At 41.3% G+C, this 22,989-nt stretch carries 29 protein-coding genes; 27 read left to right on the top strand and 2 right to left on the bottom strand.

The window, feature by feature from the left end:
• Positions 1 to 81: 81 nt before the first annotated feature.
• The 3 genes from LCD34_RS01465 to LCD34_RS01455 all read left to right on the top strand — a co-directional run bounded on the left by LCD34_RS01465 (position 82) and on the right by LCD34_RS01455 (position 2,223).
• Entirely contained in the window at positions 82 to 408 is a 327-nt protein-coding gene (locus LCD34_RS01465; RefSeq protein WP_017367540.1) for an iron-sulfur cluster biosynthesis family protein, read from the top strand.
• A gap of 12 nt (positions 409 to 420) precedes the next feature.
• Positions 421 to 660, top strand: coding sequence for a YqkC family protein (locus LCD34_RS01460; RefSeq protein ID WP_008343836.1), 240 nt, complete (start codon positions 421 to 423; stop codon positions 658 to 660).
• Between the two features lie 300 nt (positions 661 to 960).
• Positions 961 to 2,223, top strand: coding sequence for a tetratricopeptide repeat protein (locus LCD34_RS01455; RefSeq protein ID WP_024718943.1), 1,263 nt, complete (start codon positions 961 to 963; stop codon positions 2,221 to 2,223).
• Between the two features lie 24 nt (positions 2,224 to 2,247).
• On the opposite strand, the gene LCD34_RS01450 is transcribed toward LCD34_RS01455, so the two are convergent.
• Positions 2,248 to 3,177, bottom strand: a complete 930-nt coding sequence (locus tag LCD34_RS01450; RefSeq protein ID WP_079919587.1) for an alpha/beta hydrolase — start codon at positions 3,175 to 3,177, stop codon at positions 2,248 to 2,250.
• Between the two features lie 119 nt (positions 3,178 to 3,296).
• Between LCD34_RS01450 and LCD34_RS01445 the strand changes: the two genes are divergently transcribed.
• On the top strand, positions 3,297 to 3,521 hold the full coding sequence (locus tag LCD34_RS01445) for a YqkE family protein (protein ID WP_008343840.1): 225 nt from the start codon (positions 3,297 to 3,299) through the stop codon (positions 3,519 to 3,521).
• A gap of 178 nt (positions 3,522 to 3,699) precedes the next feature.
• On the opposite strand, the gene LCD34_RS01440 is transcribed toward LCD34_RS01445, so the two are convergent.
• Entirely contained in the window at positions 3,700 to 4,626 is a 927-nt protein-coding gene (locus tag LCD34_RS01440; protein ID WP_035702855.1) for an aldo/keto reductase, read from the bottom strand.
• 168 nt (positions 4,627 to 4,794) lie between these two features.
• Between LCD34_RS01440 and LCD34_RS01435 the strand changes: the two genes are divergently transcribed.
• The 23 genes from LCD34_RS01435 to lysA all read left to right on the top strand — a co-directional run bounded on the left by LCD34_RS01435 (position 4,795) and on the right by lysA (position 22,956).
• A complete protein-coding gene (locus tag LCD34_RS01435; RefSeq protein WP_024718940.1) occupies positions 4,795 to 5,352 on the top strand; it encodes an NUDIX hydrolase in 558 nt (185 codons plus the stop codon).
• Positions 5,349 to 6,530, top strand: coding sequence for a TIGR00375 family protein (locus tag LCD34_RS01430; protein ID WP_224558432.1), 1,182 nt, complete (start codon positions 5,349 to 5,351; stop codon positions 6,528 to 6,530). Before LCD34_RS01435 ends, LCD34_RS01430 begins: the two co-directional genes overlap by 4 nt.
• Entirely contained in the window at positions 6,517 to 6,969 is a 453-nt protein-coding gene (locus tag LCD34_RS01425) for a GNAT family N-acetyltransferase (protein ID WP_099496586.1), read from the top strand. The genes LCD34_RS01430 and LCD34_RS01425 overlap by 14 nt, the downstream gene beginning before the upstream one ends.
• A gap of 267 nt (positions 6,970 to 7,236) precedes the next feature.
• Entirely contained in the window at positions 7,237 to 7,458 is a 222-nt protein-coding gene (locus LCD34_RS01420) for a hypothetical protein (protein WP_024718937.1), read from the top strand.
• Positions 7,459 to 7,569: 111 nt separating this feature from the next.
• On the top strand, positions 7,570 to 8,700 hold the full coding sequence (locus LCD34_RS01415) for a S8 family peptidase (protein WP_318010714.1): 1,131 nt from the start codon (positions 7,570 to 7,572) through the stop codon (positions 8,698 to 8,700).
• Between the two features lie 115 nt (positions 8,701 to 8,815).
• Positions 8,816 to 9,460: a stage II sporulation protein M gene (gene spoIIM / locus LCD34_RS01410; RefSeq protein WP_048003384.1), complete on the top strand. Its 645-nt coding sequence runs from the start codon at positions 8,816 to 8,818 to the stop codon at positions 9,458 to 9,460.
• 121 nt (positions 9,461 to 9,581) lie between these two features.
• Positions 9,582 to 10,034, top strand: coding sequence for a ferric iron uptake transcriptional regulator (gene fur / locus LCD34_RS01405; RefSeq protein WP_003215577.1), 453 nt, complete (start codon positions 9,582 to 9,584; stop codon positions 10,032 to 10,034).
• Positions 10,035 to 10,151: 117 nt separating this feature from the next.
• Positions 10,152 to 10,379 (top strand): YqzK family protein, encoded by a 228-nt coding sequence (locus LCD34_RS01400; RefSeq protein WP_008344420.1) that lies wholly within the window; start codon positions 10,152 to 10,154, stop codon positions 10,377 to 10,379.
• A gap of 6 nt (positions 10,380 to 10,385) precedes the next feature.
• Positions 10,386 to 11,276, top strand: a complete 891-nt coding sequence (xerD, locus tag LCD34_RS01395; protein ID WP_007501057.1) for a site-specific tyrosine recombinase XerD — start codon at positions 10,386 to 10,388, stop codon at positions 11,274 to 11,276.
• 153 nt (positions 11,277 to 11,429) lie between these two features.
• Positions 11,430 to 12,614 carry a phosphopentomutase gene (deoB, locus tag LCD34_RS01390; RefSeq protein ID WP_224558431.1) on the top strand — a complete coding sequence of 395 codons (1,185 nt, stop codon included), beginning with the start codon at positions 11,430 to 11,432 and terminating at the stop codon, positions 12,612 to 12,614.
• 11 nt (positions 12,615 to 12,625) lie between these two features.
• Entirely contained in the window at positions 12,626 to 13,438 is an 813-nt protein-coding gene (locus LCD34_RS01385) for a purine-nucleoside phosphorylase (protein ID WP_008344425.1), read from the top strand.
• A 160-nt stretch (positions 13,439 to 13,598) separates the two neighbouring features.
• Positions 13,599 to 14,753, top strand: coding sequence for a D-alanyl-D-alanine carboxypeptidase family protein (locus LCD34_RS01380; RefSeq protein ID WP_224559317.1), 1,155 nt, complete (start codon positions 13,599 to 13,601; stop codon positions 14,751 to 14,753).
• A 157-nt stretch (positions 14,754 to 14,910) separates the two neighbouring features.
• A complete protein-coding gene (gene spoIIAA / locus LCD34_RS01375; protein ID WP_008344431.1) occupies positions 14,911 to 15,264 on the top strand; it encodes an anti-sigma F factor antagonist in 354 nt (117 codons plus the stop codon).
• Positions 15,261 to 15,701 (top strand): anti-sigma F factor, encoded by a 441-nt coding sequence (spoIIAB, locus tag LCD34_RS01370; RefSeq protein ID WP_007501052.1) that lies wholly within the window; start codon positions 15,261 to 15,263, stop codon positions 15,699 to 15,701. Before spoIIAA ends, spoIIAB begins: the two co-directional genes overlap by 4 nt.
• A gap of 12 nt (positions 15,702 to 15,713) precedes the next feature.
• Positions 15,714 to 16,481 (top strand): RNA polymerase sporulation sigma factor SigF, encoded by a 768-nt coding sequence (gene sigF / locus LCD34_RS01365; protein ID WP_007501051.1) that lies wholly within the window; start codon positions 15,714 to 15,716, stop codon positions 16,479 to 16,481.
• A gap of 114 nt (positions 16,482 to 16,595) precedes the next feature.
• The gene (locus LCD34_RS01360; RefSeq protein ID WP_008344433.1) at positions 16,596 to 17,216 is read left to right on the top strand and encodes a stage V sporulation protein AA; all 621 of its coding nucleotides are present in this window, start codon (positions 16,596 to 16,598) and stop codon (positions 17,214 to 17,216) included.
• On the top strand, positions 17,206 to 17,622 hold the full coding sequence (locus LCD34_RS01355; RefSeq protein ID WP_007501049.1) for a stage V sporulation protein AB: 417 nt from the start codon (positions 17,206 to 17,208) through the stop codon (positions 17,620 to 17,622). The genes LCD34_RS01360 and LCD34_RS01355 overlap by 11 nt, the downstream gene beginning before the upstream one ends.
• A gap of 20 nt (positions 17,623 to 17,642) precedes the next feature.
• A complete protein-coding gene (spoVAC, locus tag LCD34_RS01350; protein WP_008344436.1) occupies positions 17,643 to 18,095 on the top strand; it encodes a stage V sporulation protein AC in 453 nt (150 codons plus the stop codon).
• A 12-nt stretch (positions 18,096 to 18,107) separates the two neighbouring features.
• Positions 18,108 to 19,124 carry a stage V sporulation protein AD gene (gene spoVAD / locus LCD34_RS01345; RefSeq protein WP_008344437.1) on the top strand — a complete coding sequence of 339 codons (1,017 nt, stop codon included), beginning with the start codon at positions 18,108 to 18,110 and terminating at the stop codon, positions 19,122 to 19,124.
• Positions 19,124 to 19,474 (top strand): stage V sporulation protein AE, encoded by a 351-nt coding sequence (gene spoVAE, locus LCD34_RS01340; protein ID WP_007501045.1) that lies wholly within the window; start codon positions 19,124 to 19,126, stop codon positions 19,472 to 19,474. The genes spoVAD and spoVAE overlap by 1 nt, the downstream gene beginning before the upstream one ends.
• Before the next feature lie 6 nt (positions 19,475 to 19,480).
• Positions 19,481 to 20,089: a stage V sporulation protein AE gene (locus LCD34_RS01335; RefSeq protein WP_017367529.1), complete on the top strand. Its 609-nt coding sequence runs from the start codon at positions 19,481 to 19,483 to the stop codon at positions 20,087 to 20,089.
• Positions 20,043 to 21,515, top strand: coding sequence for a spore germination protein (locus LCD34_RS01330; protein WP_007501043.1), 1,473 nt, complete (start codon positions 20,043 to 20,045; stop codon positions 21,513 to 21,515). Before LCD34_RS01335 ends, LCD34_RS01330 begins: the two co-directional genes overlap by 47 nt.
• 115 nt (positions 21,516 to 21,630) lie before the next feature.
• Complete coding sequence (gene lysA, locus LCD34_RS01325; RefSeq protein ID WP_224559315.1) at positions 21,631 to 22,956, top strand: diaminopimelate decarboxylase; 1,326 nt, start codon at positions 21,631 to 21,633, stop codon at positions 22,954 to 22,956.
• The last annotated feature ends 33 nt before the right edge of the window (positions 22,957 to 22,989 follow it).

The raw sequence follows: 22,989 nt of genomic DNA, 5'->3' as shown, positions 1-22,989 counted from the left end.
CTTTCGGATTTAGTCGTGTGTCATGTTTTATGGTGTTTTATGTGTTACAATGTAAGCATCAATTTAAAAAGGATGTTCGCCATGTATATTCACATCACAGAACTGGCTAAAACATATATAGAAAAACAGCAAACAGGAAACGAAACGAAAGAATTACTGCTTCGCTACGATTCAGAAGGTTGTGGCTGTGCAGTGAGTGGCGTACCAATGCTTTGGTTAACAAGTGAAAGAACAGGTGAATGGGAACCACTTAATAATAGCCAAGATTTAAAACTATATATACACACAGCACAAAAGGTGTTTTTTGACGAGGAAATGACGATTGATTTTAATGAAAAAGCCAATACACTTATGTTGAAAAGTCCTCAACAAATACTCAGCCCGAGAATGGGTATACTTGTAAAGTAAGGTGGAAACGTAGTGGATCAAAAGCTGAAAGTGATACAAAACACGGCACAAAATAAAACGTGGGTGTCGTTTTTAAATAATAATCATCCATATAGCCTTTTGCACTGGTCAATCGGTGGAATGGATTCAGTAAAAAAGGACGTCTGGCTTCTCCAAGATGAAGTCACATTTGAAACGGAAGAATTTCCAACGCTTGAATTAGCAGTCAGTTGGATAAAAGAGAATATGGAACACGTAACAGACGTGTTATAAGCCCTTTGCTGAAGAGGGCTTTTTTTGTGCCATCATCATCTCATCAAACAGGAGAACTGTCTAATTTGAAAAATGAGATTTTTCAACGATAAAAAGTCATTTTTAACAAACATTTCGACAAAATGAGAAAAGTAGAAAGAGAAAAATAGAGACTGTAAATGCCGAAAAATCGGCAATGGAAGCGGTTATTGCGGGATACCGAAAACTTTACGAAAAACGACATTTCATATTTCTTCCATTCGAGGAAATATGATAGAATACAACATGTATCGTACATGAGGAGGGAGGTGCTAAGGTGAATTGAAGCTCAAGCTGTCATCGCCTCAGGTTGGAATCAAAATAAACGAATGGTATAGGCAGATTTGCGGATTTCATGTCATGAAAGCAGAGAAGCTAAAGGCCGAGATCGAGCAGGAAATCCTTGAGATGGAGCAAGATCAGAACTTGCTGCTTTTTTACCAGCTGATGGATTTTCGACATAAGGTCATGCTTGAATATTTTGAACCGGCAAAAAAAGCCTCGAATGATGAGGAGATTAAGAAGCTTCTAGAAACGATTGAACATTCGCAGACCAAATTAACGGATATGCTTGAATACTATGTTCATTTTTTTACAGGAATGTTTGAATTTGAACAGAGAAACTATTTGAGCGCCATTGCTTATTACCGTTCCGCAGAAAAAAAGCTCAATCTCATATCAGATGATATAGAAAGAGCAGAATTTTATTTTAAATTAGCAGAAATATACTACCACATGAAACAAACCCACTTTTCGATGCACTATGCTTTGCAAGCGTTAGATACGTACTCTGCCTACAGAACGTACACGCTGAGAATCATCCACTGTGAATTTGTCATCGGTGCAAACTATGATGATTTGAAATGCTATGAACATGCATTGCCCTACTTTAAAAATGCTCTAAAGCGAGCACGCTCAATTGGAAACCCTCGAGTCATAGGTTCGGCCCTTTTCAACTTAGGTAACTGCTATTACCAAATGAACGATCTTGCTACAGCAAGTCGCTATCTCAAAGACTCTCTTGAAGTGTTTGAAAAGGAGAATTTAACCCATCTAAATCGCTCTCTAGACCCACTATTTATGCTGACCCAAATCCTGTTTAAACAAAAACAAATAGAAGAGTCGTTAACCCTCTATCAACAAGGTATTATGAAAGCCTGTGAATTAGAAGATGAAATTTACATCTGCAAGTTTCAGTTTTTAAAAGCATTATACGTTGATGCAGAAATAAAAATCATAGACGATACATTAGATTTGTTGGAGGACAAGCGCTTATACCCAGATATTGAGGAACTGGCACTTGATGCGGCTCATTATTATAATGAGCTTGGATTATTTGAAGTTTCTACCCGGTATTACGAAAGGAAAATTCAAGCCATATCAAAAATTCAAAATGGAGGTCATTTATATGAAAATGAGTTTGATAGTTCTTTTATTGGCAGCAACTGCAGGGTTATCGGTCATGAGTCAGCAGCAATCGGAAGAGAGCCATATGGAGCTGGCGGGCAGACACCATACAACAGTGGTGACTATCGTATAAGTTAGCAAAAAGAGGAGACGAACGGCTGTTCATTCTCCTCTTTCATTTTGATTGAATTGAAATGCTTCCAGAAATGCTTCGACCTCTTGTTCATAGACTTCCTTATTGTCACTATAAGACATCGCATGCGCACCATGTGGCGCAATAAATAGCCGTTTATCACCTTTTTTGCGTGCGTATAACTGCTCGCTTTGCTCACAAGGGATATAGTCATCATGGAGACTATGAATAAAAAGGATAGGTTCTTTCACCTGATCGATTACATCAAGTGGAGAAACTTGTCGAATGCTGTATCCGTCCCGCCATTTCAACACTTGATCACTTAGTGGAAGAATCCACTGTCCTGAAAGACGAAAATCCGTTTTTAATCGATACAGAAGCTGATCCTCAAAAGAAGCAAAAGGACAATCAGCGATGTAAAAATTGGCGTTTGCATCCGGTTTAGCAGCATATAATAAAGTTGTGACTGCGCCCATCGATTCTCCGTGTATCCCAATGATTGCTTTTTCCCCAAGCTTTTTTCTCAGCCACTTGACGACTTGAGCCAAATCCTCTTTTTCATAATATCCATAGCTCGTTGTTTTTCCGCCGCTCATCCCATGTCTTCTATGATCATAGAGCAGCACATTCCATCCAAGCTTTTGGAATAATTTCATATACTTCACGGAATTGATCAAACTGACGGTAACCCCGTGACAAAGAACGATGGTGCGTGTTGTATGAGGGAGCGGTACAAAATAGCCATGAAGATCGTAACCAAATGCTGAAGGAATACAAACTTTCTCTTTTTGCAGCTGTTGAAACTCCTCGTGATGATAGTGCCCTTCATCTGATTCTCGTTTGATGAGCTCTTCATCCGTTAATTTTCGTATATACATCATTTTATTGGTAAAAAAAATGCCGATGGCAGCGAGTGGAAATAATACCAAGGCGAGTATAGCGAGCCATTTCTTCTTCAAGCTGATTCTTCCTTTCCGAAGGGTTTCTATGAAGATCATACCACATGTTGGGAGTTTGGCGTGACTCTTGCTGAGCAAATAAAACGGATGATACACTAAAGCAAAAGGAGAGAGGCAAAGTGAAAAAGACCAATCAAGATCAAGCAAAGCTAAAGGACGGCATAAAGGATGATGTGAAACAGCAGCTCCTTCAAATGAAGCAGAACCTGGCCGCTGAGACAGAAAAAAGAGAAGAACAAAAACGACAAGACCTCCTTCGGCAACAGAAAGAAAAAGAAAAAAATAAAAGCTTCTCAGAGCTGCTAGATGAAAGTCATTTAGACTGGAGAAAGTATAAAAGTTAAAAAAGGGAGCTACGATGCTCCCTTTTTTATGTTATATCATTGAGATGAATACATACTACATGAGCCTGAGAGAAAACACGTCTAACTCCCTCGTATCACTTCATTTCAGAATCGCACCATCAATAGGGTTGTACATTAAAACAAAACATAAGTGGCAAGCTGTTCTTCCATTTGTCTTCTATTGATTCAAACGATGCGTCTCATACACAGACTGTTTTGTGAAATATGACAAAGCTTTTACTTCTTGGTCGCTTAATGAACGTGCATTTGCCGCTGCCACATTTTCTTTTAACTGTTTCACCGAGCTTGCGCCAAAAACAACAGAGCTGACTGCAGAATGCTTGAGCAAGTATTGAATGGACAGCTCTGTCAGTGATAGGTCATAAGCGACTTTCTTTAACGAAGGGATGATTTGCTGGAGCTCTTCAAATGAATAGTCAAGATACCCGTTCTTTTGAATCGCCGCACTTGCTTGCGAAAGGGGTTTTTCTGTTAATAATCCTTTTGCTAAAGGACCTCTTGCCACGACACTAATGCTTTGTTCTTCAAGAAGAGAAAACCATTCTTCTGGGCGGCGGTCGAGTAAACTATATTGCATCATCACACTCACGATGTTTGATTTTTTGGCGTATTCTTTAATGACATTTGGACGGATCGACGATATGCCGTAATAGCGAATGACACCTTCTTCAACCAATTCTTCAAATGCCTCGATGGTTTCGTCAATTGGATCGTCAATTGTGCCGCCATGCAATTGATATAAATCAATATAATCTGTTTGAAGTCGTTTCAGGCTTTGTTTCACTGCCTCTTTTATATATGCTTTTGAAGGATCCCATTCCCAGCCAGGTTTGCCATTTTCAAAGCGGTTGCCACCTTTTGTGGCCAAAATCAGATCTTGGCGTCTGTTCTTAATGGCTTCCCCGACGATTTCCTCATTTGTTCCAAAATCATATAAATCAGCTGTATCCAAATAGTTAATCCCAAGATCAATGGCTTCATCTAATAAAGAGAGCGCTTTTTCTTTTTCAGTCCCAAGGGACATACATCCTAGTGCCGCCTCACTAACCAAGAGATCAGAGGTGCCAATTCGTCTTTTTTTCAATTCAATCACACTCCTATCCTTTCACATTAAGTGAAACAATTCTGGAATTCAAGCTAGGTGATTTCAAAAGGCGCATTGAAGCAGGCATCCGCATTTTGGCTTCTCCTAAAACATCTATGTTAAAATGAATGAAGTAAAAAGTGAAAGTAGAACGAGGAGCTGACAAAATTGAAGGACTTTGAAGAAAAAACATTATCGTCAAAAACATTATATAACGGAAAAATCATTGACTTGGTTCTTGAAGATGTAGAATTGCCGAACGGAAAACCAGGCAAACGCGAAATCATTAAACATCCAGGTGCAGTAGCAGTCATTGCACGTACAGACGAAAATAAAATCATTTTGGTCAAGCAATACCGTAAAGCACTGGAGAGAGCCATCGTTGAGATTCCGGCTGGAAAATTAGAAAAAGGAGAAGAGCCGGCACATACAGCACTGAGAGAATTAGAAGAAGAAACAGGTTATACAACTCAGGCGCTCCAAAAGCTGACCGCCTTTTATACATCACCAGGGTTTGCGGATGAAATTGTTCATATCTACCTTGCCGATCAGCTCGTCCCACTTGAAGAGAAACGAGAGCTGGATGAGGATGAATTTGTCGAAGTGATGGAAGTTTCACTAGAAGAAGCACTGCACCTCATCGAAAAACAACATATTTATGATGCGAAAACAGCCTATGCCATTCAATACTTACAATTGCAAGAGGTACTTAAGTCTACAAAATGAGGGAATTCTTTGCAGATATCCATATTCATATTGGTCGAACAAGAACAGGCAGGGCTGTCAAAATTACAGGTGCAAGGTCATTGACCATTGACCAAATTCTCATTGAAGCGTCTCAAAGTAAAGGGATGGGGATGATTGGTGTGATTGATGCACAATCTCCTGAAGTCCTAGAAGAATTGATAGAAGGTGTAGAGGAAGGCACGTACACTGAACTAAGCGATGGCGGTTTATCATTTGGAAAGACCGTTTTGCTTTTAGGCAGTGAGCTAGAAATCAATGATGACCAATCAAAAGGTCCGATTCATGTGCTTGCCTTTATGCCCACGCTTCGTAAAATGTCTGAGTTTTCCGCATGGCTTTCTCTTCATATGAAAAATGTGCATTTGAGTTCACAGCGGTTATATGTGGATGGGAGAACGCTTCAGCATAAGGTGAAGGAACTAGGGGGATTATTTATTCCTGCCCATATTTTTACGCCGCATAAAAGTTTATACGGTAAAGGGGTCAATAAGTCTTTAACCGAAGTATTCGATCCAGAACTCATTGATGCTGTTGAGCTTGGCCTTAGCTGTGATACATCTATGGCCTCCCAGCTAAGTGAGCTAAACCGCTATCCTTTTTTAACAAATTCAGATGCCCATTCTTTAGGGAAAATTGCGCGAGAATATACGAAGATCCGAATGGATCATGCCTCCTTTGCTGAATTTGAGCTAGCGCTTCAAGGAAAAGATGGCAGAAACATCACTGGAAATTATGGGCTCGCTCCGCGGCTCGGAAAGTATTATCATACGACCTGTGAGAAATGCGGGGTAAGACCTGACAGTCAAGAGCAAGAAAAGTGCCAAGCATGCGGCCATACCCGAATGACAAAAGGGGTGAGTGAGCGGTTAAAGGAGCTTGCTGACCAAGAAAGTGACAAAGGAATAAGGCCTCCTTATGTTCACCAGCTTCCCCTTCATTTTATTCCGGGTGTTGGAGCCAAAACGTTAGAAAAGTTAAAAGCTGTCTTTCATACAGAGATGAATATTCTTCATCAAGCAACAGAACAAGAATTAAAAACGGTCCTGCCTGAGAAAACAGCCGATTACATCATCAAAGCAAGAAAAGGTGAAGTTGGACTGATCGCTGGCGGAGGCGGAGTCTACGGTAAGGTGGATATCAATCATGAATCAACTTAAATGGACATGTCACACATTTGAACAACTGTCTAAAGAGGACCTTTACCTGATTTTAATGGAAAGAGTGAATGTGTTTGTTGTAGAACAAACATGTCCTTATCCTGAAATTGATCATCGTGATCAAGAGGCGCTGCATGTCATCGCCAAAGAGAACGGCACGATTGTGGCTTATTGCCGCATTTTCCAAAGCGGGGTCATGTACAAAGAGGCATCCATTGGTCGTGTCCTTGTGACGAAGGCCGGCCGGAAAAAAGGTTACGGGAAGATCCTGCTCGATCAGGCGATAAAAAAGCTCAGTGAATTAGGCGAAACAAAGATTAAAATCCAAGCACAGGCTTATTTGAAATCGTTCTACGAATCGTTTGGCTTCGAAGCTGTCTCAGATTGTTATGATGAGGATGGAATTCCGCATCTTGATATGGTGAGAAAAGAAAGATAGGCGTGTCTACGTCTATCTCAGCGTGTAGACAAACCCTCGCATTCTTTGTCAGTCCTGCGCTCCGGTGCTCACGAATGTCAAATTCGCTCCGTGAAAGTAGCTGTCCTTCCTAGACTGCAAAGGTTTTCTATCACGCTGAAAAGAAGACAAAAGGCTAAAATCAAGTACATTTTAGCCTTTTGTCAACAATTTGAGATAGGCGTGTATACGTCTATCTTTTTTAGGTGCTTTCATGTATCATAACGACAACGAAAGGGGTTTTGAGAAATGGGAAAAAGCAAAGCAAAGAAAAAGAGAGAACACCTTCAAAGGCAGCACAGTCGAAATCCAGAACAATCGAGAGGAAATATACCGCATTTTAGTACACACGAAAGAAAGACAAAAACAAAACAAGAAGCCTTGCAGCATATGATGAAAAAACATAAAGGTAGGAATGCTTATGATCGCTATGAACAGGATCATAAGCATTTTTATTTTGCTTTTTTGTGACAAGTAGATCAAATAATTGGAAGAATTTTAAAAAATAGGACAAACGGTCGTTTCTTTTTGTCTAAAAATGTAGTTAAATGACAAAAAGAAATGAAAGGGAGAGTGGGTATCGTGAAGGTCAAATCATTTGGAGCAGGGCTTTGTATGGCAAGTATGCTACTGGCATCGATGACATTCGGCGCATCAGATGTATCTGCAAAGGATCAAGCAAAAAAAGAGTATATGATCGGTTTTTCTTCTTCCGTTCAAGACAAAACACAAAAACAGCTTGTTGAAAAAGCCGGCGGTCATGTGAAAGAATCAATAGAGAAAATAGATATTATGAAAGTTTCGTTGAACGAAGCATCAAAAGAAAAACTACATCAAGCAAAAGAAGTTACTTTTATTGAGGAAGACCAAAAAGCAAAAACAAGCGGTCAAAGCGTTCCTTATGGCATCAAAAGCATCAAAGCACAAAAGGTACATAAACGAGGATATGCCGGACAGAATGTCAAAGTAGCTGTTCTTGACAGTGGAATCGACGGCAAGCATGAAGATTTACATGTAACTGGTGGTGTCAGCTTTGTTCCAACAGAGTCCGATCCGCTCGTTGACCCGCATGAACACGGAACTCACGTTGCAGGCACGATCGCAGCATTAGATAATAAAGTAGGCGTCGTTGGTGTGGCACCAAAAGCTTCGATCTATGCGGTGAAAGTGGCAGATGAAAATGGTGACGGCTACTATAGCTGGATCATTAAAGGCATTGAATGGGCGATTGAGAATGAGATGGATGTTATCAATATTAGTATGGGGGGAGCAAGTGAATCGGAGGCGCTGAAAGAAGCGGTAGATCGAGCTTATGACAACGGGATTCTCATTGTCGCATCTGCAGGAAATGCTGGGAGCTACGGGTCACTTAATACGATAGATTACCCGGCCAAATACAGCTCTGTCATGGCAGTCGCATCTGTGGATCAACGAAAGCAAAGAGCCTTTGATTCCTCTGTTGGGGAAGAAGTGGAAGTATCAGCACCAGGTGTTTCAACATTAAGTACCATTCCTCATAACGAATATGGATATAAGAGTGGAACGTCTATGGCATCACCTCATGTAGCTGGTGCTGCGGCAGTCATTCTATCAAAACATCCGAATCTGACAAATGATGAATTGCGTGAAAGGCTGACAAAAACGGCAACAAAACTTGGCGAACCTTTTTATTATGGCGCTGGGCTTGTGAACGTACAAAAAGCTGCACGATAAAGGAAACGAGAGAGCGGTGTACAGCTGCTTTCTCGTTTTTCTTTTTATAAAACTGTCATGTTTCGTCTGCTCTCTCATAGAATCTAGTAACCTTTACTATTTGGGAGGAAGGCGCATGCGGAAAAAGTCTTGGAAAGAACATCTTCTTCAGCACGTGAAAGATCATGTATCGATTTATTTGTTTGTTTCTGTACTATTTTTAATGGGCGTCATTTTTGGAGCCATTATCGTCAATAGTATGACAATGAGTCAGAAAGAGGATTTATTCTACTATTTAAATCAATTTTTTGGTCAACTGACGAATGAGAAAGCAGCAGAATCAAAAGACATGTTTTTGCAAAGCTTTTTGCATCATATGAAATATTTGGGCCTCATGTGGATACTCGGAATTTCCATCATTGGCCTGCCACTTATTTTTCTGATGATTTTTTTAAAAGGGATTGTAGTTGGGTTTACTGTTGGTTTTTTGGTCAATCAAATGGGGCTTAGCGGTTTTTTTCTATCTTTTATCTCGGTGCTTCCTCAAAATATCTTGCTCATTCCTGCGTATTTAGTGATCGGAACTTGTGCGATTGCGTTCTCCATTCGTTTAATTGGTCAGCTTTTTATGAAAAAAACCATCAGTCAAGCGCCAATCCATTGGTTTGGCCGGTATGCTTCTGTTCTACTGATGATTTTAACCCTCGCTGCTCTTTCGTCCTTTTTTGAATCATACTTATCATTCATGCTGATGAAAAAGCTGGCAGGTGTTCTGTTTTGATGATTTTATAATCGTTATTAAATAATAATCAATTTATTTATCAATTTAAAATGATTATAGTTGGCTCTCTGCACATCATTTGATATAATGATCAAGTAATGTGGCGTAGGAGGGAAAGTCAATGGAAAATCGGATTGATCGAATTAAGAAACAGCTTCATTCTTCCAGCTATAAGCTCACGCCACAGCGTGAAGCAACAGTAAGAGTACTGCTTGAGAATGAAGAAGACCATTTAAGTGCAGAAGATGTATACCTCCTCGTAAAAGAGAAGTCTCCTGAAATTGGTCTTGCTACTGTTTATCGGACGTTAGAATTGCTTACTGAACTGAAAGTTGTTGATAAAATTAACTTTGGAGACGGCGTTTCGCGATATGATCTTCGCAAAGAAGGAGCCGCTCACTTCCATCACCATCTTGTCTGCATGGAATGCGGGACAGTCGATGAGATAGAAGATGATTTATTAGAAGATGTTGAAGAGATTATTGAACGCGACTGGAAATTTAAAATTAAGGATCATAGATTGACATTCCATGGTATTTGCCACCGGTGTCATGATGATGAATCCGGCAAATAATCCGAATTGGAACCTTTTCATTCAAGATGAAAAGGTTTTTTGCATGTTCGCTGTATATTCCTTGTCCCACCTGGCATATGCTGAAGTAATGAGAACACGAGAAAGGACATGAAGAACATGCGAAAATGGCTCAAAACAACAGGGGAAGTAATGAAAGTATTTATCTTGTTCACTGGTTTTACCGTCCTGTTCTATTATGCTATGATATGGATAAATTCAGAATATGAAAGCTATCATCGTTATGATAAACCAGAAGGTGCAGCGATAAAAGTGATGGAAATGGATCAGCCGAAACAAGACAGCTGGCAGGATCGATTGATTTATTTTTATCAAAACGGGGAGTAGAAACCATTGAAGGATCAATTATCCGACTTTATTCATTTTATGACAGTAGAGAGAGGACTCTCTGAAAATACCATTGTCTCTTATAAAAGAGATTTACAGAACTATTTGTCTTTTTTAATGACGCATGAACAATTGACAGATGTAAAAGACGTCACACGCCTTCATATTATTCATTATTTAAAACAGTTAAAAGACGAGGGGAAATCGAGTAAAACGTCCGTCCGTCATCTATCATCGATACGCTCCTTTCATCAATTTTTGCTCCGTGAAAAAGTGACAACAGATGACCCGTCATGGAACATTGAATCACAAAAAACAGAGCGGAAATTACCGAAAGTTCTATCATTAGATGAGGTAGAAAAGCTGCTCGATACACCTAAGCAGCAAACACCATTTGACTACCGTGACAAAGCCATGCTCGAACTTTTATATGCAACAGGTATTCGCGTAAGTGAAATGCTTGATCTGACTCTTGCAGATGTGCATCTGACCATGGGGTTTATCCGCTGTTTTGGAAAAGGAAGAAAAGAGCGGATCGTGCCTATTGGTGAAGCTGCTGCAAGTGCGATTGAAGTGTATATAGAAAAAGGAAGAAACAAGCTGCTCAAAAAACAGCCGGCCGATGCCTTATTTCTGAATCATCACGGAAAAAAAATGTCGCGGCAGGGCTTTTGGAAGAACTTAAAGAAACGAGCCATAGAAGCAGGTATTCAAAAAGAATTGACGCCTCATACGCTCAGACATTCATTTGCGACACATTTGCTTGAAAACGGTGCGGATCTTAGAGCCGTACAGGAAATGCTCGGACATGCCGATATTTCTACTACACAAATTTACACACATGTCACAAAAACAAGATTAAAAGACGTGTATCACAAATTCCATCCAAGGGCATAAGTAAAGCATGGCACGGTGAACGTGTATCATGCTTTTTTATGTTTGGACCGTTTATGGTTGTCAATTGACTTGAAAACGGTTTATACTTGAGATGTCTGACCTCTCCAGTTGTGAAAGGTGAAAGGACAAGAATATTGAAGGAGGCGCTTTTTTATGCCTGATTATCAGTATAAACGTATTTTCCTCATTGTGATGGATTCAGTAGGAATCGGGGAAGCACCTGATGCTGCTGATTTTAATGATGTAGGTGCAGATACACTTGGACATATTGCTGAAAAAATGAACGGGCTTCATATGCCGAATATGGCGAAGCTTGGGCTAAGTCATATTAAAGAAATTAAAGGAATTCCAGCGGACGAAAAACCGCTTGCGTATTATGGGAAAATGCAAGAAGCATCCAACGGGAAAGACACAATGACAGGGCATTGGGAAATCATGGGTCTTTACATCGACACACCATTTAAAGTCTTTCCAGACGGCTTTCCAGATGAACTGTTAAATGAATTAAAAGAAAAAACAGGGCGCGGCATCATTGGAAATAAACCAGCGTCTGGTACAGAAATTCTTGATGAGCTTGGCGAAGAGCATATGAAAACAGGCGATTTAATCGTTTATACTTCAGCAGATTCTGTGCTGCAAATTGCTGCACACGAAGAAGTTGTGCCATTAGACGAACTTTACCGCATTTGCGAAATCGCACGTGAACTGACTTTAGATGAAAAATATATGGTAGGGCGCATCATCGCTCGTCCATTTGTCGGGGAGCCGGGGGCATTTGTTAGAACACCAAATCGTCATGACTATGCATTAAAACCATTCGATCGTACCGTCATGAATGAACTGAAAGATGATGGACTAGATGTCATTGCGATCGGAAAAATCTCTGATATTTATGATGGAGAAGGAATCACCTCTTCACTCAGAACGAAATCCAACATGGATGGAATGGACAAGCTAGTTGATACGCTGAAAACAGACTTTACTGGGCTTAGCTTCTTAAATCTGGTCGATTTTGACGCGCTTTATGGACATAGAAGAGATCCAGAAGGCTACGGTAAGGCACTAGAGGAATTTGACGCACGTCTACCTGAAGTGTTTGATCTATTAAAAGAGGATGATCTGCTTGTGATCACAGCAGATCACGGAAATGACCCGGTTCATCACGGAACAGATCATACAAGAGAATACGTTCCGCTTATTGCTTACAGCAAAAAGCATCAAGAAGCGAATGAGCTTCCAACAGCGAAAACATTTGCTGATCTTGGGGCAACGGTAGCAGATAATTTTAAATCAACGCTGCCAAAATACGGAACAAGCTTTTTATCTCAACTCAAATAGGGGGAAATCACGTGGGAGCACAGTTTTCAGAAGCGGCGGCATACATTAAACAAGCATCGACATATGTACCAACAGTTGGATTGATTTTAGGTTCAGGTCTTGGCATTTTAGCCGATGAGATTGAAAATCCAATCAAATTGAAATATGAAGATATTCCTGGATTCCCTGTTTCAACAGTAGAAGGGCATGCAGGCCAGCTCGTCATTGGAACGCTGAAAGGCACGGTCGTTTGTGCCATGCAAGGACGTTTCCATTACTATGAAGGGTATGATATGAAGCAGGTGACATTTCCTGTCCGTGTGATGAAAGAAATCGGCATTGAGACATGTATTGTGACAAATGCAGCTGGCGGTGTGAATACGTCCTTCCATCCTGGCGATCTCATGCTGATTACAGATCATATCAATATGATGGGGACCAATCCGTTAATTGGACCAAACGACAGTCAAGGGGTTCGTTTCCCTGATATGTCTGCACCGTATGATAAAGATTTGCTGGCACTTGCAGAGAAAACGGCTAAACATTTAGGCATATCTGTGCAGCAAGGGGTTTATGCAGGAATGACAGGCCCTTCATATGAAACACCGGCAGAGGTTCGTTTCCTCAGAACGCTTGGCGCTGATGCAGTCGGTATGTCGACTGTGCCAGAAGTGATTGTAGCACGTCATGCAGGCATAAAAGTACTTGGTATTTCATGCATCTCTAATGCGGCTTCAGGTATTTTAGATCAGCCGCTTTCTCATGATGAAGTGATCGAAGTGACGGAAAAAGTGAAAGCAAGTTTCCTGGATTTAGTGAAAGATGTTGTCAAACAACTCTCATAGATCGTGTGAAAAAAGCCTTCTGTTCATGAAACAGAGGGCTTTTTTTTATGGCAATCAAACGATCTCTGAATAAAACAGCCTTTATGAGGAAAAAATAGAAAGGATTACGATAATGGAGGTCTGCCACTTGAAACGTCATATATGTGCATTGTTTACTTTAATGATCCTTATCTCAATGGTTTCACCATCAGCGATGGCAAAAGAAAAGATTGAAAAGCCAGGAGAAAAACAATCATCAGAATTGGCGCATGAAGCCAAATCAGCGATTTTAATGGAACGTGACACGGGAAAAGTGCTTTACAACAAAAACAGTGATGAAAAGCTTGCCCCTGCAAGTATGACCAAAATCATGACGATGCTTCTCATCATGGAAGCGATGGATCAAGGAAAATTAAAAATGACTGATAAAGTAAGAACGAGCGATCATGCAGCATCTATGGGGGGCTCACAAATTTTCCTTGAACCGGGAGAAGAAATGACGGTTAAAGACATGCTAAAAGGCATTGCGATTGCGTCAGGAAACGATGCTTCAGTTGCCATGGCAGAACATATTGCTGGATCTGAAGAACAGTTTGTTGAGCAAATGAACAAAAAGGCAAAAGAGCTTGGGCTCACCTCAACGGTCTTTCAAAATCCAACAGGACTTCCTGAAAAAGATCATTACAGCACGGCTCATGATATGGCAAAAATGGCGAAAGAGCTGTTGAAATATGAAGAGATCACCAAGTTTACAGGTGTATACGAAGACTATCTTCGTCAGAACACAGATAAAAAATTCTGGCTTGTGAATACAAACCGTCTCATTAAATTTTATCCAGGTGTGGATGGGGTGAAAACAGGGTTTACAGGCGAGGCGAAATACTGTCTAACTGCATCCGCTAAAAAAGGGAACATGCGCGTGATTGCTGTTGTATTCGGCGCAAGTACACCAAAAGACAGAAATGCCCAAGTCGTCAAAATGCTGGATTACGCTTTTAGTCAATATACAACGCATCCTCTGTACAAGCGTGGTCAAGACGTAGCAGAGATCAAAGTGAGCAAAGGGAAAAAGAAAAAAATTCAGCTTGTCACGTCTGAACCGATTTCTCTTCTAACGAAAAAAGGCGAAAATGTCGATCAGATCAAAAAAGAAATTAAATTAACTCAAGATGTCACAGCCCCATTTTCAAAAGGAAAGAAACTTGGCACCATCATCTTGAAAAAAGATGGAAAAGTGCTTCATGAAAGTCCTGTTGAAGCGAAAGAAGATATGGAAAAAGCCGGTGTTTGGACGTTCTTCAAACGGGCTATGGCCGAATTTGTTAAATGGAAGTAAAAGGTGAAAGACTGCTGCAACTGGCAGTCTTTTTTGCTATGAACGAAAAGAACATCTAAATGTGACGAATGATCACTAGTTTTGTCATGGTGAAGGATTTGCATGTGAAGAAAGAGAAACATTCTTTATCCGAAAATAGAGCAAGGAGGAAGAAAAGATGAGCCTTGGTATTGATTTTCAAATAAAAGAGAGCGTACTTTGCATTCGGTTGACAGGGGAGCTTGATCATCACTCCGCAGAGACATTGAGACAAAAGGTGACGAATTATTTGGAAACAGAGGACATTCGCCACATCGTACTGAATTTAGCTGATTTATCGTTTATGGACAGCTCTGGGCTCGGAGTGATTTTAGGAAGATACAAAGAAATTAAACAGCTTGGCGGTGAAATGGTCGTCTGTGCGATCTCGCCAGCAGTGAACCGTTTATTTGATATGTCCGGCTTGTTTAAAATTATTCGTATGGAGCCTTCAGAGCAAACTGCGCTACAAACATTGGGGGTGGCATCATGACAAATGAAATGAATTTGACTTTTTCTGCTTTAAGTCAAAACGAATCTTTTGCAAGAGTAACGGTGGCAGCATTCATCGCTCAGCTCGATCCAACATTAGATGAGCTAACAGAAATCAAAACCGTTGTATCAGAGGCGGTCACGAACTCGATCATTCACGGGTATGACGGGAATCCAGACGGCAAGGTGCACATTAGCGTCACACTGGATGACCATATTGTGTATCTGACGATTCGAGACGAAGGCATGGGCATTTCAGATCTTGAGGAAGCAAGACAGCCGCTTTTTACGACGAAACCAGACTTAGAGCGTTCCGGGATGGGTTTTACGATCATGGAGAACTTTATGGATGATGTCATGGTGGACTCATCTCCAGAAATGGGCACAACGATCCGCTTAACAAAGCATCTATCAAAAAGCAAAGCGCTTTGTAATTAAGGAGCTGCTCATATGGATGTGGAGGTAAAAAAGCAAGCAAAAAAAGCACAGCTGTCTAATGATGAAGTGAAACAGCTCATCAAAAAAAGCCAAGACGGAGATCAACAAGCAAGAGACCTCCTCGTAGAAAAAAACATGCGTCTTGTTTGGTCCGTTGTTCAGCGCTTTTTAAATAGAGGATATGAACCAGATGATCTGTTCCAAATAGGCTGTATTGGCCTGCTGAAATCTGTTGATAAATTTGATTTGTCTTATGATGTGAAGTTTTCGACCTATGCCGTTCCAATGATCATTGGTGAAATTCAGCGTTTCATTCGTGATGATGGAACCGTCAAAGTCAGCAGGTCCTTAAAGGAACTTGGAAATAAAATTAGGCGGGCAAGGGACGAATTGTCTAAATCTCATGGACGAATGCCGACTGTTCAGGAAATCGCTGAATATCTGGACATCACACCTGAGGATGTCGTCCTCGCTCAAGAAGCGGTCCGCTCACCATCATCTATTCATGAAACCGTGTATGAAAATGACGGCGATCCGATTACGTTGCTCGATCAAATTGCCGATCATTCAGAAGAAAGATGGTTTGATAAAATTGCGCTGAAAGAGGCGATTAAAGAATTAGAAGAGCGCGAGAAACTGATTGTCTATTTAAGGTATTATAAAGACCAAACACAATCAGAAGTAGCAGAAAGACTCGGAATTTCCCAAGTGCAAGTCTCACGGCTTGAAAAGAAGATTTTAAAACAAATCCAAATGCAAATGGATCAAAAAGACAGCTAGCCAATTCGGCTGGCTTTTTTTGTGTGGTAATTACCGGTAAATCAAGTTCTTTCAGTATGAGAACCATTTTTCACCACATACTATTTTTAACCCATCGTATAGGAAGTGACTTGGATGGACGGACAAATCTTTATTCGGCTGCGCCATCGGATTAAGACTGGTAATGATCAGCTTATTTATTTAGAGGATATTGCCCAAATCACTGGAGATGACAGTGCTGTGCAAAAGTTGAGCAAAATGCCGATATACCATGTCAGCAAAAAGGATCGTCACATCGTTGTGTTAGATATCATGCATGTGGTCAAAACGATCAAAAAAGCGTGGCCTGACATCGACATTCAAACGGTCGGAGGCTCAGAAGCCATTGTTGAAATAGACACAGGCAAACGCCAGCTGTCCCCCGTATTATTCGTGTTTGTATGGCTCCTCTTATTTGTCGGAGCGGCCCTTGCCATCATGAATTTCCATGAGGATGTTAGTATGCGGCTTGTTCATATCCGCCTTTACGAGATGATTACTGGAAACACGGTTGAGCATCCTTATTTATTACAAATTCCATATAGCTTTGGACTCGGTTTTGGCATGATTTTATTTTTCAATCATGTGTTTAAAAAGCGTTTAAACGAAGAGCCAAGTCCGCTTGAAGTGGAAATGTTTAAATATCAGCTCGATCTTGATCATTATGTCGCACTCAATGAAAACAAAGAAACATTGAAAGATATTCATGATCGGTAAATGGCTTTTTGTGGTGCTTGTTGGGCTCGGCGGCGGTTTAACGGTAGGGGCAGGATTTGTGGCGTTTCTCACAGTGCTTGGTATTATCCCTCGATTAATGCAATTAACGAAAACGCAGCGTTTCATTCAAGGATATGAGGCTGCCGTGATAAGTGGAGCGGTCGTTGGCGGCTGGGCTACTTTAAGTCAAGTCCATTTGCATTTATCCAAATGGCTAGCGCTTCCGATCGGTCTTTTATCTGGCATTTTTGTCGGCATGCTTGCAGCCGCACTCACTGAAGTGTTAAATGTACTTCCTATCTTAACGAAAAGAATTGGAATGGACGGGAAAATTGTGCTGCTGCTCATGGCCATCGTCTTAGGGAAGGTGTTTGGCTCGTTATTTCATTGGCTTATTTATATTTAAAAATGTGGAGGGAACAACAAGTGTCAAGTTTAAAAGAGAACTATCCATCTAAAGTGAAAACGTATCAGCCGAAACCTCCTTATGTACTAAACTGCATCAAGGCTTTTCTTGTCGGCGGTTTGATTTGTGCGATAGGCGAGGGATTGCAAAATTTCTATATTACCTTTTTTGATTTTAATGAAAAGACAGCAGGGAATCCAACGGTGGCAACCCTTATTTTAATTTCTTCTATTTTAACTGGTATTGGTATTTACGATAGAATCGGCCAGTTTGCTGGAGCCGGATCAGCTGTACCGGTGACAGGATTTGCAAACAGTATGACAAGTGCGGCTCTTGAGCATAAAAGTGAAGGGCTTGTGTTAGGTGTAGCGACCAACATGTTTAAACTGGCTGGGAACGTCATTGTGTTTGGTGTCGTCTCGGCATATGTCGTAGGGATTATTCGATACGTCTTGGAAAAGATGTTTTCGTAGGAGGAATAAAACGTGAAACTAACAGGTAAGCAATCTTGGGTATTTGAACACAAGCTTTATGTGAATGCGGAAGGAACAGCTGCAGGACCGAAAGAAAAAGAAGGCCCAATCGGTCATCTCATTGATAAAACTTATGATGAAATGCACTGTTATCAAAAGAACTGGGAAATGGCTGAAAGGCAGCTCATGGATGATGCCATATCAATGGCCTTATCAAAAGCGAATTTGCAAAAAAGTGATATTGACCTTTTGCTGGCAGGAGATTTACTGAACCAAAACGTGACAGCCAACTATGTGGCAAGAGAACTCAAAATCCCGTTTCTTTGTTTATTTGGTGCCTGCTCCACATCTATGGAATCAGTCGCCATTGCCTCAGCGCTAGTAGATGGTGGCTTTGCCAATAGAGCGCTTGCTGCCACAAGCAGTCACAACGCGACAGCAGAGCGGCAATTTCGTAATCCAACAGAATATGGCGGGCAAAAACCCGATACAGCAACAAGTACAGTGACAGGGAGCGGTGCTGTCGTCATCAGCCAAGAACCTTCCCAAATTCAAATTACAAGTGCCACCGTCGGACGGGTGATGGATCTTGGGATTACAGATCCATTCGATATGGGTTCGGCTATGGCGCCTGCAGCGGCAGACACAATCAAACAACATTTAGAAGACTTAGGAAGAACAGTAGATGATTATGATCTCATCTTAACAGGAGATCTATCTGGAATTGGATCGCCTATTTTAAAGGATCTTCTCAAAGAAGATGGCATTCAGCTTGGACGGAAGCATGATGATTGCGGATTAATCATATACACACCTGATCAAAATGTATTCGCTGGAGGCAGCGGCTGTGCCTGCTCAGCTGTCGTGACATTCAGTCACATCTTTCAAGAAATGAAAGCAGGGAATTTGCAAAGAGTATTGGTTGTGGCAACCGGGGCGCTTCTCAGCCCAATGATGGTTCAGCAAAAAGAGACCATTCCAACCATTGCGCATGGAGTTGTATTTGAGCGTGCAGGAGGAGAAAGCTAATGGATTATTTGATTGCTTTTGTTGCAGGCGGACTGATTTGCGTGATCGGCCAGCTTTTACTTGATGTACTGAAACTCACACCGGCACATGTCATGACCACCTTTGTTGTGGCGGGGACGATTTTAGACGGGTTTGGTATTTATGATAAATTTATTGAATTTGCAGGAGCGGGTGCTACCGTGCCTATCGTAAGCTTTGGTCATAGCTTGCTTCATGGGGCGATGCATCAGGCCGATGTCCACGGATTTATTGGAATCGGAATTGGGATTTTTGAGTTAACCTCTGCTGGAATATCAGCTGCGATTTTATTTTCATTTATCATTGCACTTATCTTTAAACCGAAAGGATAACCTAATATGGGGCAAAGACGCAAAGTCATTTTAGTGACAGACGGAGATATATATGCTGCCAAAACGATTGAGCTTGTCGCAAAGAAAGTCGGCGGAAGATGTATTTCCAGCTCAAAAGGGAATCCGAGCAAACGAACAGGACCAGAACTGGTCCAGATGATTTTGAAAACGCCGTATGACCCAGTGTTTGTCATGTTTGATGATTCTGGTCTAACAGGTGAAGGAACAGGGGAAACGGCCATGAAGCACGTAGCACGTCACCCTGAAATTGAAGTGATTGGCGCCATTGCAGTCGCATCTAAAACCCATCAAGCGGAATGGACAAAGGTACATGTCTCCATTGACCGGGAAGGTGAACTGACAGAATACGGCGTTGACAAACATGGACTTCCAGAAATGGAACCACACAAAATGAGTGGAGATACAGTGTATTGTCTCGATTCACTACAGCTTCCGATTGTTGTCGGCATTGGAGATATTGGCAAGATGGGACGGAAAGATGATCTAAGCAAAGGGTCCCCCATTACAATGAAGGCAGTCGAATTAATTTTAGAAAGGAGCGGTTTCCATGAAGAAAGACAAGGTGCATGTGTACCGAGATCCAAAGAAAAATGAAGATTTTTTCAAAGACAATGTCGGGATGGGTCTCAGCTTTGACCTTGGCGTTCGGAAAATTTATGTCCATGATCAGGAAATCCAGCTTTACTATGTAAATGGATTATGTGATACACAATATGTGATCTATTTATTAAAAGAACTGATTGAAATCAATGACAACGAACCTGAATCAGATGATCTTGCACGTGTGGTAGAAAACCGTCTTGTCAATCAGCAAGTCTCAAAAGTTGAAACGCTTGATGAAGCAGTGGATCAAGTGCTGTCTGGACTTGTGGCAGTCGTTGTCGAAGGTGAAAATTACGCATTTATTATTGATGTCAGGAGCTACCCTGGCAGAATGCCGGAGGAACCGGATACAGAAAAGGTTGTCAGAGGTGCAAGAGACGGCTTTGTTGAAAATATTATTGTGAACACAGCACTCATTCGCAGAAGAGTGCGGGATGAAAAACTGCGATACAAAATGCTTAAAGTAGGCGAGCGCTCTAAAGCAGACGTCTGTGTTTGTTATATTGAAGACATTGCTGACCCTGATCTTGTTGATATTATCGAAAAAGAAGTGTCTGGGATCAAAGTTGACGGACTGACGATGTCTGATAAAACAATAGAAGAATTTATCATTAAGCAAGGATATAATCCCTTCCCGCTTGTGCGATACACCGAGCGCCCAGATGTAGCCGCTAACCATATATTAGAAGGGCATGTCATCATCATTACGGATACATCCCCTAGTGTCATCATTACACCAACCACTATTTTTCATCACGTTCAACATGCTGAAGAATACCGCCAGGCGCCAGCGGTTGGGACTTTTTTAAGATGGGTGCGTTTTTTAGGCATCTTATGTTCTACTTTTCTTTTGCCGATCTGGTTTCTTTTTATTCTAGAACCGAATCTTCTGCCAGACAACCTAAGCTATATTGGATTTAACAAACCCTCCCATATCCCTGTCATTCTCCAAGTATTCCTTGCTGATTTTGGGGTGGAATTTTTACGAATGGCGGCCATCCATACGCCGACCGCCTTGTCGACTGCCATGGGCTTGATTGCAGCCGTTTTGATTGGACAAATTGCAATTGATGTCGGTTTATTTACACCAGAGGTCATATTATACGTCTCGCTTGCAGCCATCGGCACATTCACCACTCCAAGTTATGAACTGAGTGTCGCTAATAAAATTATCCGACTGATCATATTAGCACTAGTAGCGATCTTTAAGCTGAATGGATTGATCATCGGTTTTACGCTGTTACTTATTTATTTAACATCCATTCGTTCCTTACAGACGCCTTATATGTGGCCGTTCATTCCTTTTAATGGAAAGGCCTTGTGGCAAGTGCTCATTCGGACGTCTGTTCCTGGCTCAAAAGTAAGGCCAAGCATCGTTCACCCTCAGAACAGATCAAAAATTCCGCCAAATTCTTAACGCTCGTTGAAAGTGGCTGAAGATTGTGATATTGTATTTTTAACTTTGAGAAACGGCAAAAGGCAGCTTGTGCAGCTGTCTTTTTTCAGCCGAGGCGGAGAAAGAGGGAATGACATTGTATTTACACGGCACTTGCAGACAAAATGAACTCGGACATTTAGAAATTGGTGGTGTTGATGCCGTTTCTTTAGCTGAAACGTATGGGACACCACTTTATGTATATGATGTGGCTTTAATACGGGAGCGTGCAAAAAGCTTTCAGAAAGCATTTATTGAAGAAGAACTAAAAGCTCAGGTGGCATATGCGAGTAAGGCGTTTTCTTCTATTGCCATGTTCCAGCTGGCAAAAGAAGAAGGCTTATCACTTGATGTCGTTTCAGGCGGGGAGCTGCACACAGCCATTTGTGCCGGGTTTCCAGTAGAAAAAATTCATTTCCATGGTAACAACAAAAGTAGAGAAGAATTAAAGATGGCATTAGCGCATGGAATCGGCTGTATTGTTGTTGATAATTTCTATGAAATCAACCTCATTGAACAGCTTGGGCAAGAGCTGTCAAAACAGGTGAAAGTACTCCTCCGCATCACGCCGGGCGTTGAAGCACATACGCATGACTACATTACAACAGGTCAAGAAGATTCAAAATTCGGTTTTGATCTTCATAATGGACAAGCAGACGAAGCAGTCAAACAAGTGCTTAAATCAGAAGTGATCGAGCTCTTAGGTGTTCATTGTCATATCGGCTCACAAATTTTTGATACAGCTGGTTTTGTCCTTGCGGCAGATAAAATTTTCTTGAAGCTAGATGAATGGAGAGAATCATTTGGCTTTATTTCCACAGTGCTGAACTTAGGCGGAGGCTTTGGCATCCGTTATACAGAAGAGGACGAACCACTTCCAGCAACTGAATACGTGGAGAAAATTATTCAAGCGGTGAAAGAAAATGTAGCCCGCTATGAATTTGAGATGCCTGAAATTTGGATTGAGCCAGGCCGTTCCCTTGTTGGAGATGCAGGAACCACTCTTTATACGATCGGCTCATCCAAACATGTACCTGGCATTCGCGATTATGTAGCCATTGACGGCGGAATGAGTGATAACATTCGACCTGCTTTATATCAAGCAAAATATGAAGCAGTGAGCGCCAATAAAATGAGCCAAACGCATGATCAAACGGTGTCCATTGCAGGGAAATGCTGCGAGAGTGGAGATATGCTCATTTGGGATATTGATTTGCCAGAGTTATCACAGGGAGACTTATTAGCTGTCTTTTGTACAGGAGCTTATGGCTACAGCATGTCAAACAACTATAACCGCATCCCGCGCCCGGCTGTAGTATTTGTAGAAGATGGGGAAGCGCAGCTTGTCGTTGAGCGTGAGACATATGAGGACATTGTCAAATTGGATTTACCTTATCAATCAAAAGTGAAATCATCGACTTAAAAAAAGCTGCCTGATCATCAGGCAGCTTTTTCT

The organism is Bacillus sp. RAR_M1_44 (assembly GCF_020165935.1).
GTDB classification, from domain to species: domain Bacteria; phylum Bacillota; class Bacilli; order Bacillales; family Bacillaceae; genus Bacillus; species Bacillus altitudinis.
The sequence above is the reverse complement of the archived record's forward strand: the minus strand, read 5'-3'. Positions and strand labels throughout refer to the sequence as shown.

What these genes read in the sequence shown, in the direction of transcription:
- LCD34_RS01465 (WP_017367540.1), top strand. Translation starts at nt 82, where the DNA reads ATGTATATTCACATCACAGAACTGGCTAAAACATATATAGAAAAACAG.
- LCD34_RS01430 (WP_224558432.1), top strand. Translation starts at nt 5,349, where the DNA reads ATGAGGGAATTCTTTGCAGATATCCATATTCATATTGGTCGAACAAGA.
- LCD34_RS01425 (WP_099496586.1), top strand. Translation starts at nt 6,517, where the DNA reads ATGAATCAACTTAAATGGACATGTCACACATTTGAACAACTGTCTAAA.
- LCD34_RS01420 (WP_024718937.1), top strand. Translation starts at nt 7,237, where the DNA reads ATGGGAAAAAGCAAAGCAAAGAAAAAGAGAGAACACCTTCAAAGGCAG.
- spoIIM (WP_048003384.1), top strand. Translation starts at nt 8,816, where the DNA reads ATGCGGAAAAAGTCTTGGAAAGAACATCTTCTTCAGCACGTGAAAGAT.
- fur (WP_003215577.1), top strand. Translation starts at nt 9,582, where the DNA reads ATGGAAAATCGGATTGATCGAATTAAGAAACAGCTTCATTCTTCCAGC.
- LCD34_RS01400 (WP_008344420.1), top strand. Translation starts at nt 10,152, where the DNA reads ATGCGAAAATGGCTCAAAACAACAGGGGAAGTAATGAAAGTATTTATC.
- deoB (WP_224558431.1), top strand. Translation starts at nt 11,430, where the DNA reads ATGCCTGATTATCAGTATAAACGTATTTTCCTCATTGTGATGGATTCA.
- LCD34_RS01380 (WP_224559317.1), top strand. Translation starts at nt 13,599, where the DNA reads ATGATCCTTATCTCAATGGTTTCACCATCAGCGATGGCAAAAGAAAAG.
- spoIIAA (WP_008344431.1), top strand. Translation starts at nt 14,911, where the DNA reads ATGAGCCTTGGTATTGATTTTCAAATAAAAGAGAGCGTACTTTGCATT.
- spoIIAB (WP_007501052.1), top strand. Translation starts at nt 15,261, where the DNA reads ATGACAAATGAAATGAATTTGACTTTTTCTGCTTTAAGTCAAAACGAA.
- sigF (WP_007501051.1), top strand. Translation starts at nt 15,714, where the DNA reads ATGGATGTGGAGGTAAAAAAGCAAGCAAAAAAAGCACAGCTGTCTAAT.
- LCD34_RS01360 (WP_008344433.1), top strand. Translation starts at nt 16,596, where the DNA reads ATGGACGGACAAATCTTTATTCGGCTGCGCCATCGGATTAAGACTGGT.
- LCD34_RS01355 (WP_007501049.1), top strand. Translation starts at nt 17,206, where the DNA reads ATGATCGGTAAATGGCTTTTTGTGGTGCTTGTTGGGCTCGGCGGCGGT.
- spoVAE (WP_007501045.1), top strand. Translation starts at nt 19,124, where the DNA reads ATGGATTATTTGATTGCTTTTGTTGCAGGCGGACTGATTTGCGTGATC.
- LCD34_RS01335 (WP_017367529.1), top strand. Translation starts at nt 19,481, where the DNA reads ATGGGGCAAAGACGCAAAGTCATTTTAGTGACAGACGGAGATATATAT.
- LCD34_RS01330 (WP_007501043.1), top strand. Translation starts at nt 20,043, where the DNA reads ATGAAGAAAGACAAGGTGCATGTGTACCGAGATCCAAAGAAAAATGAA.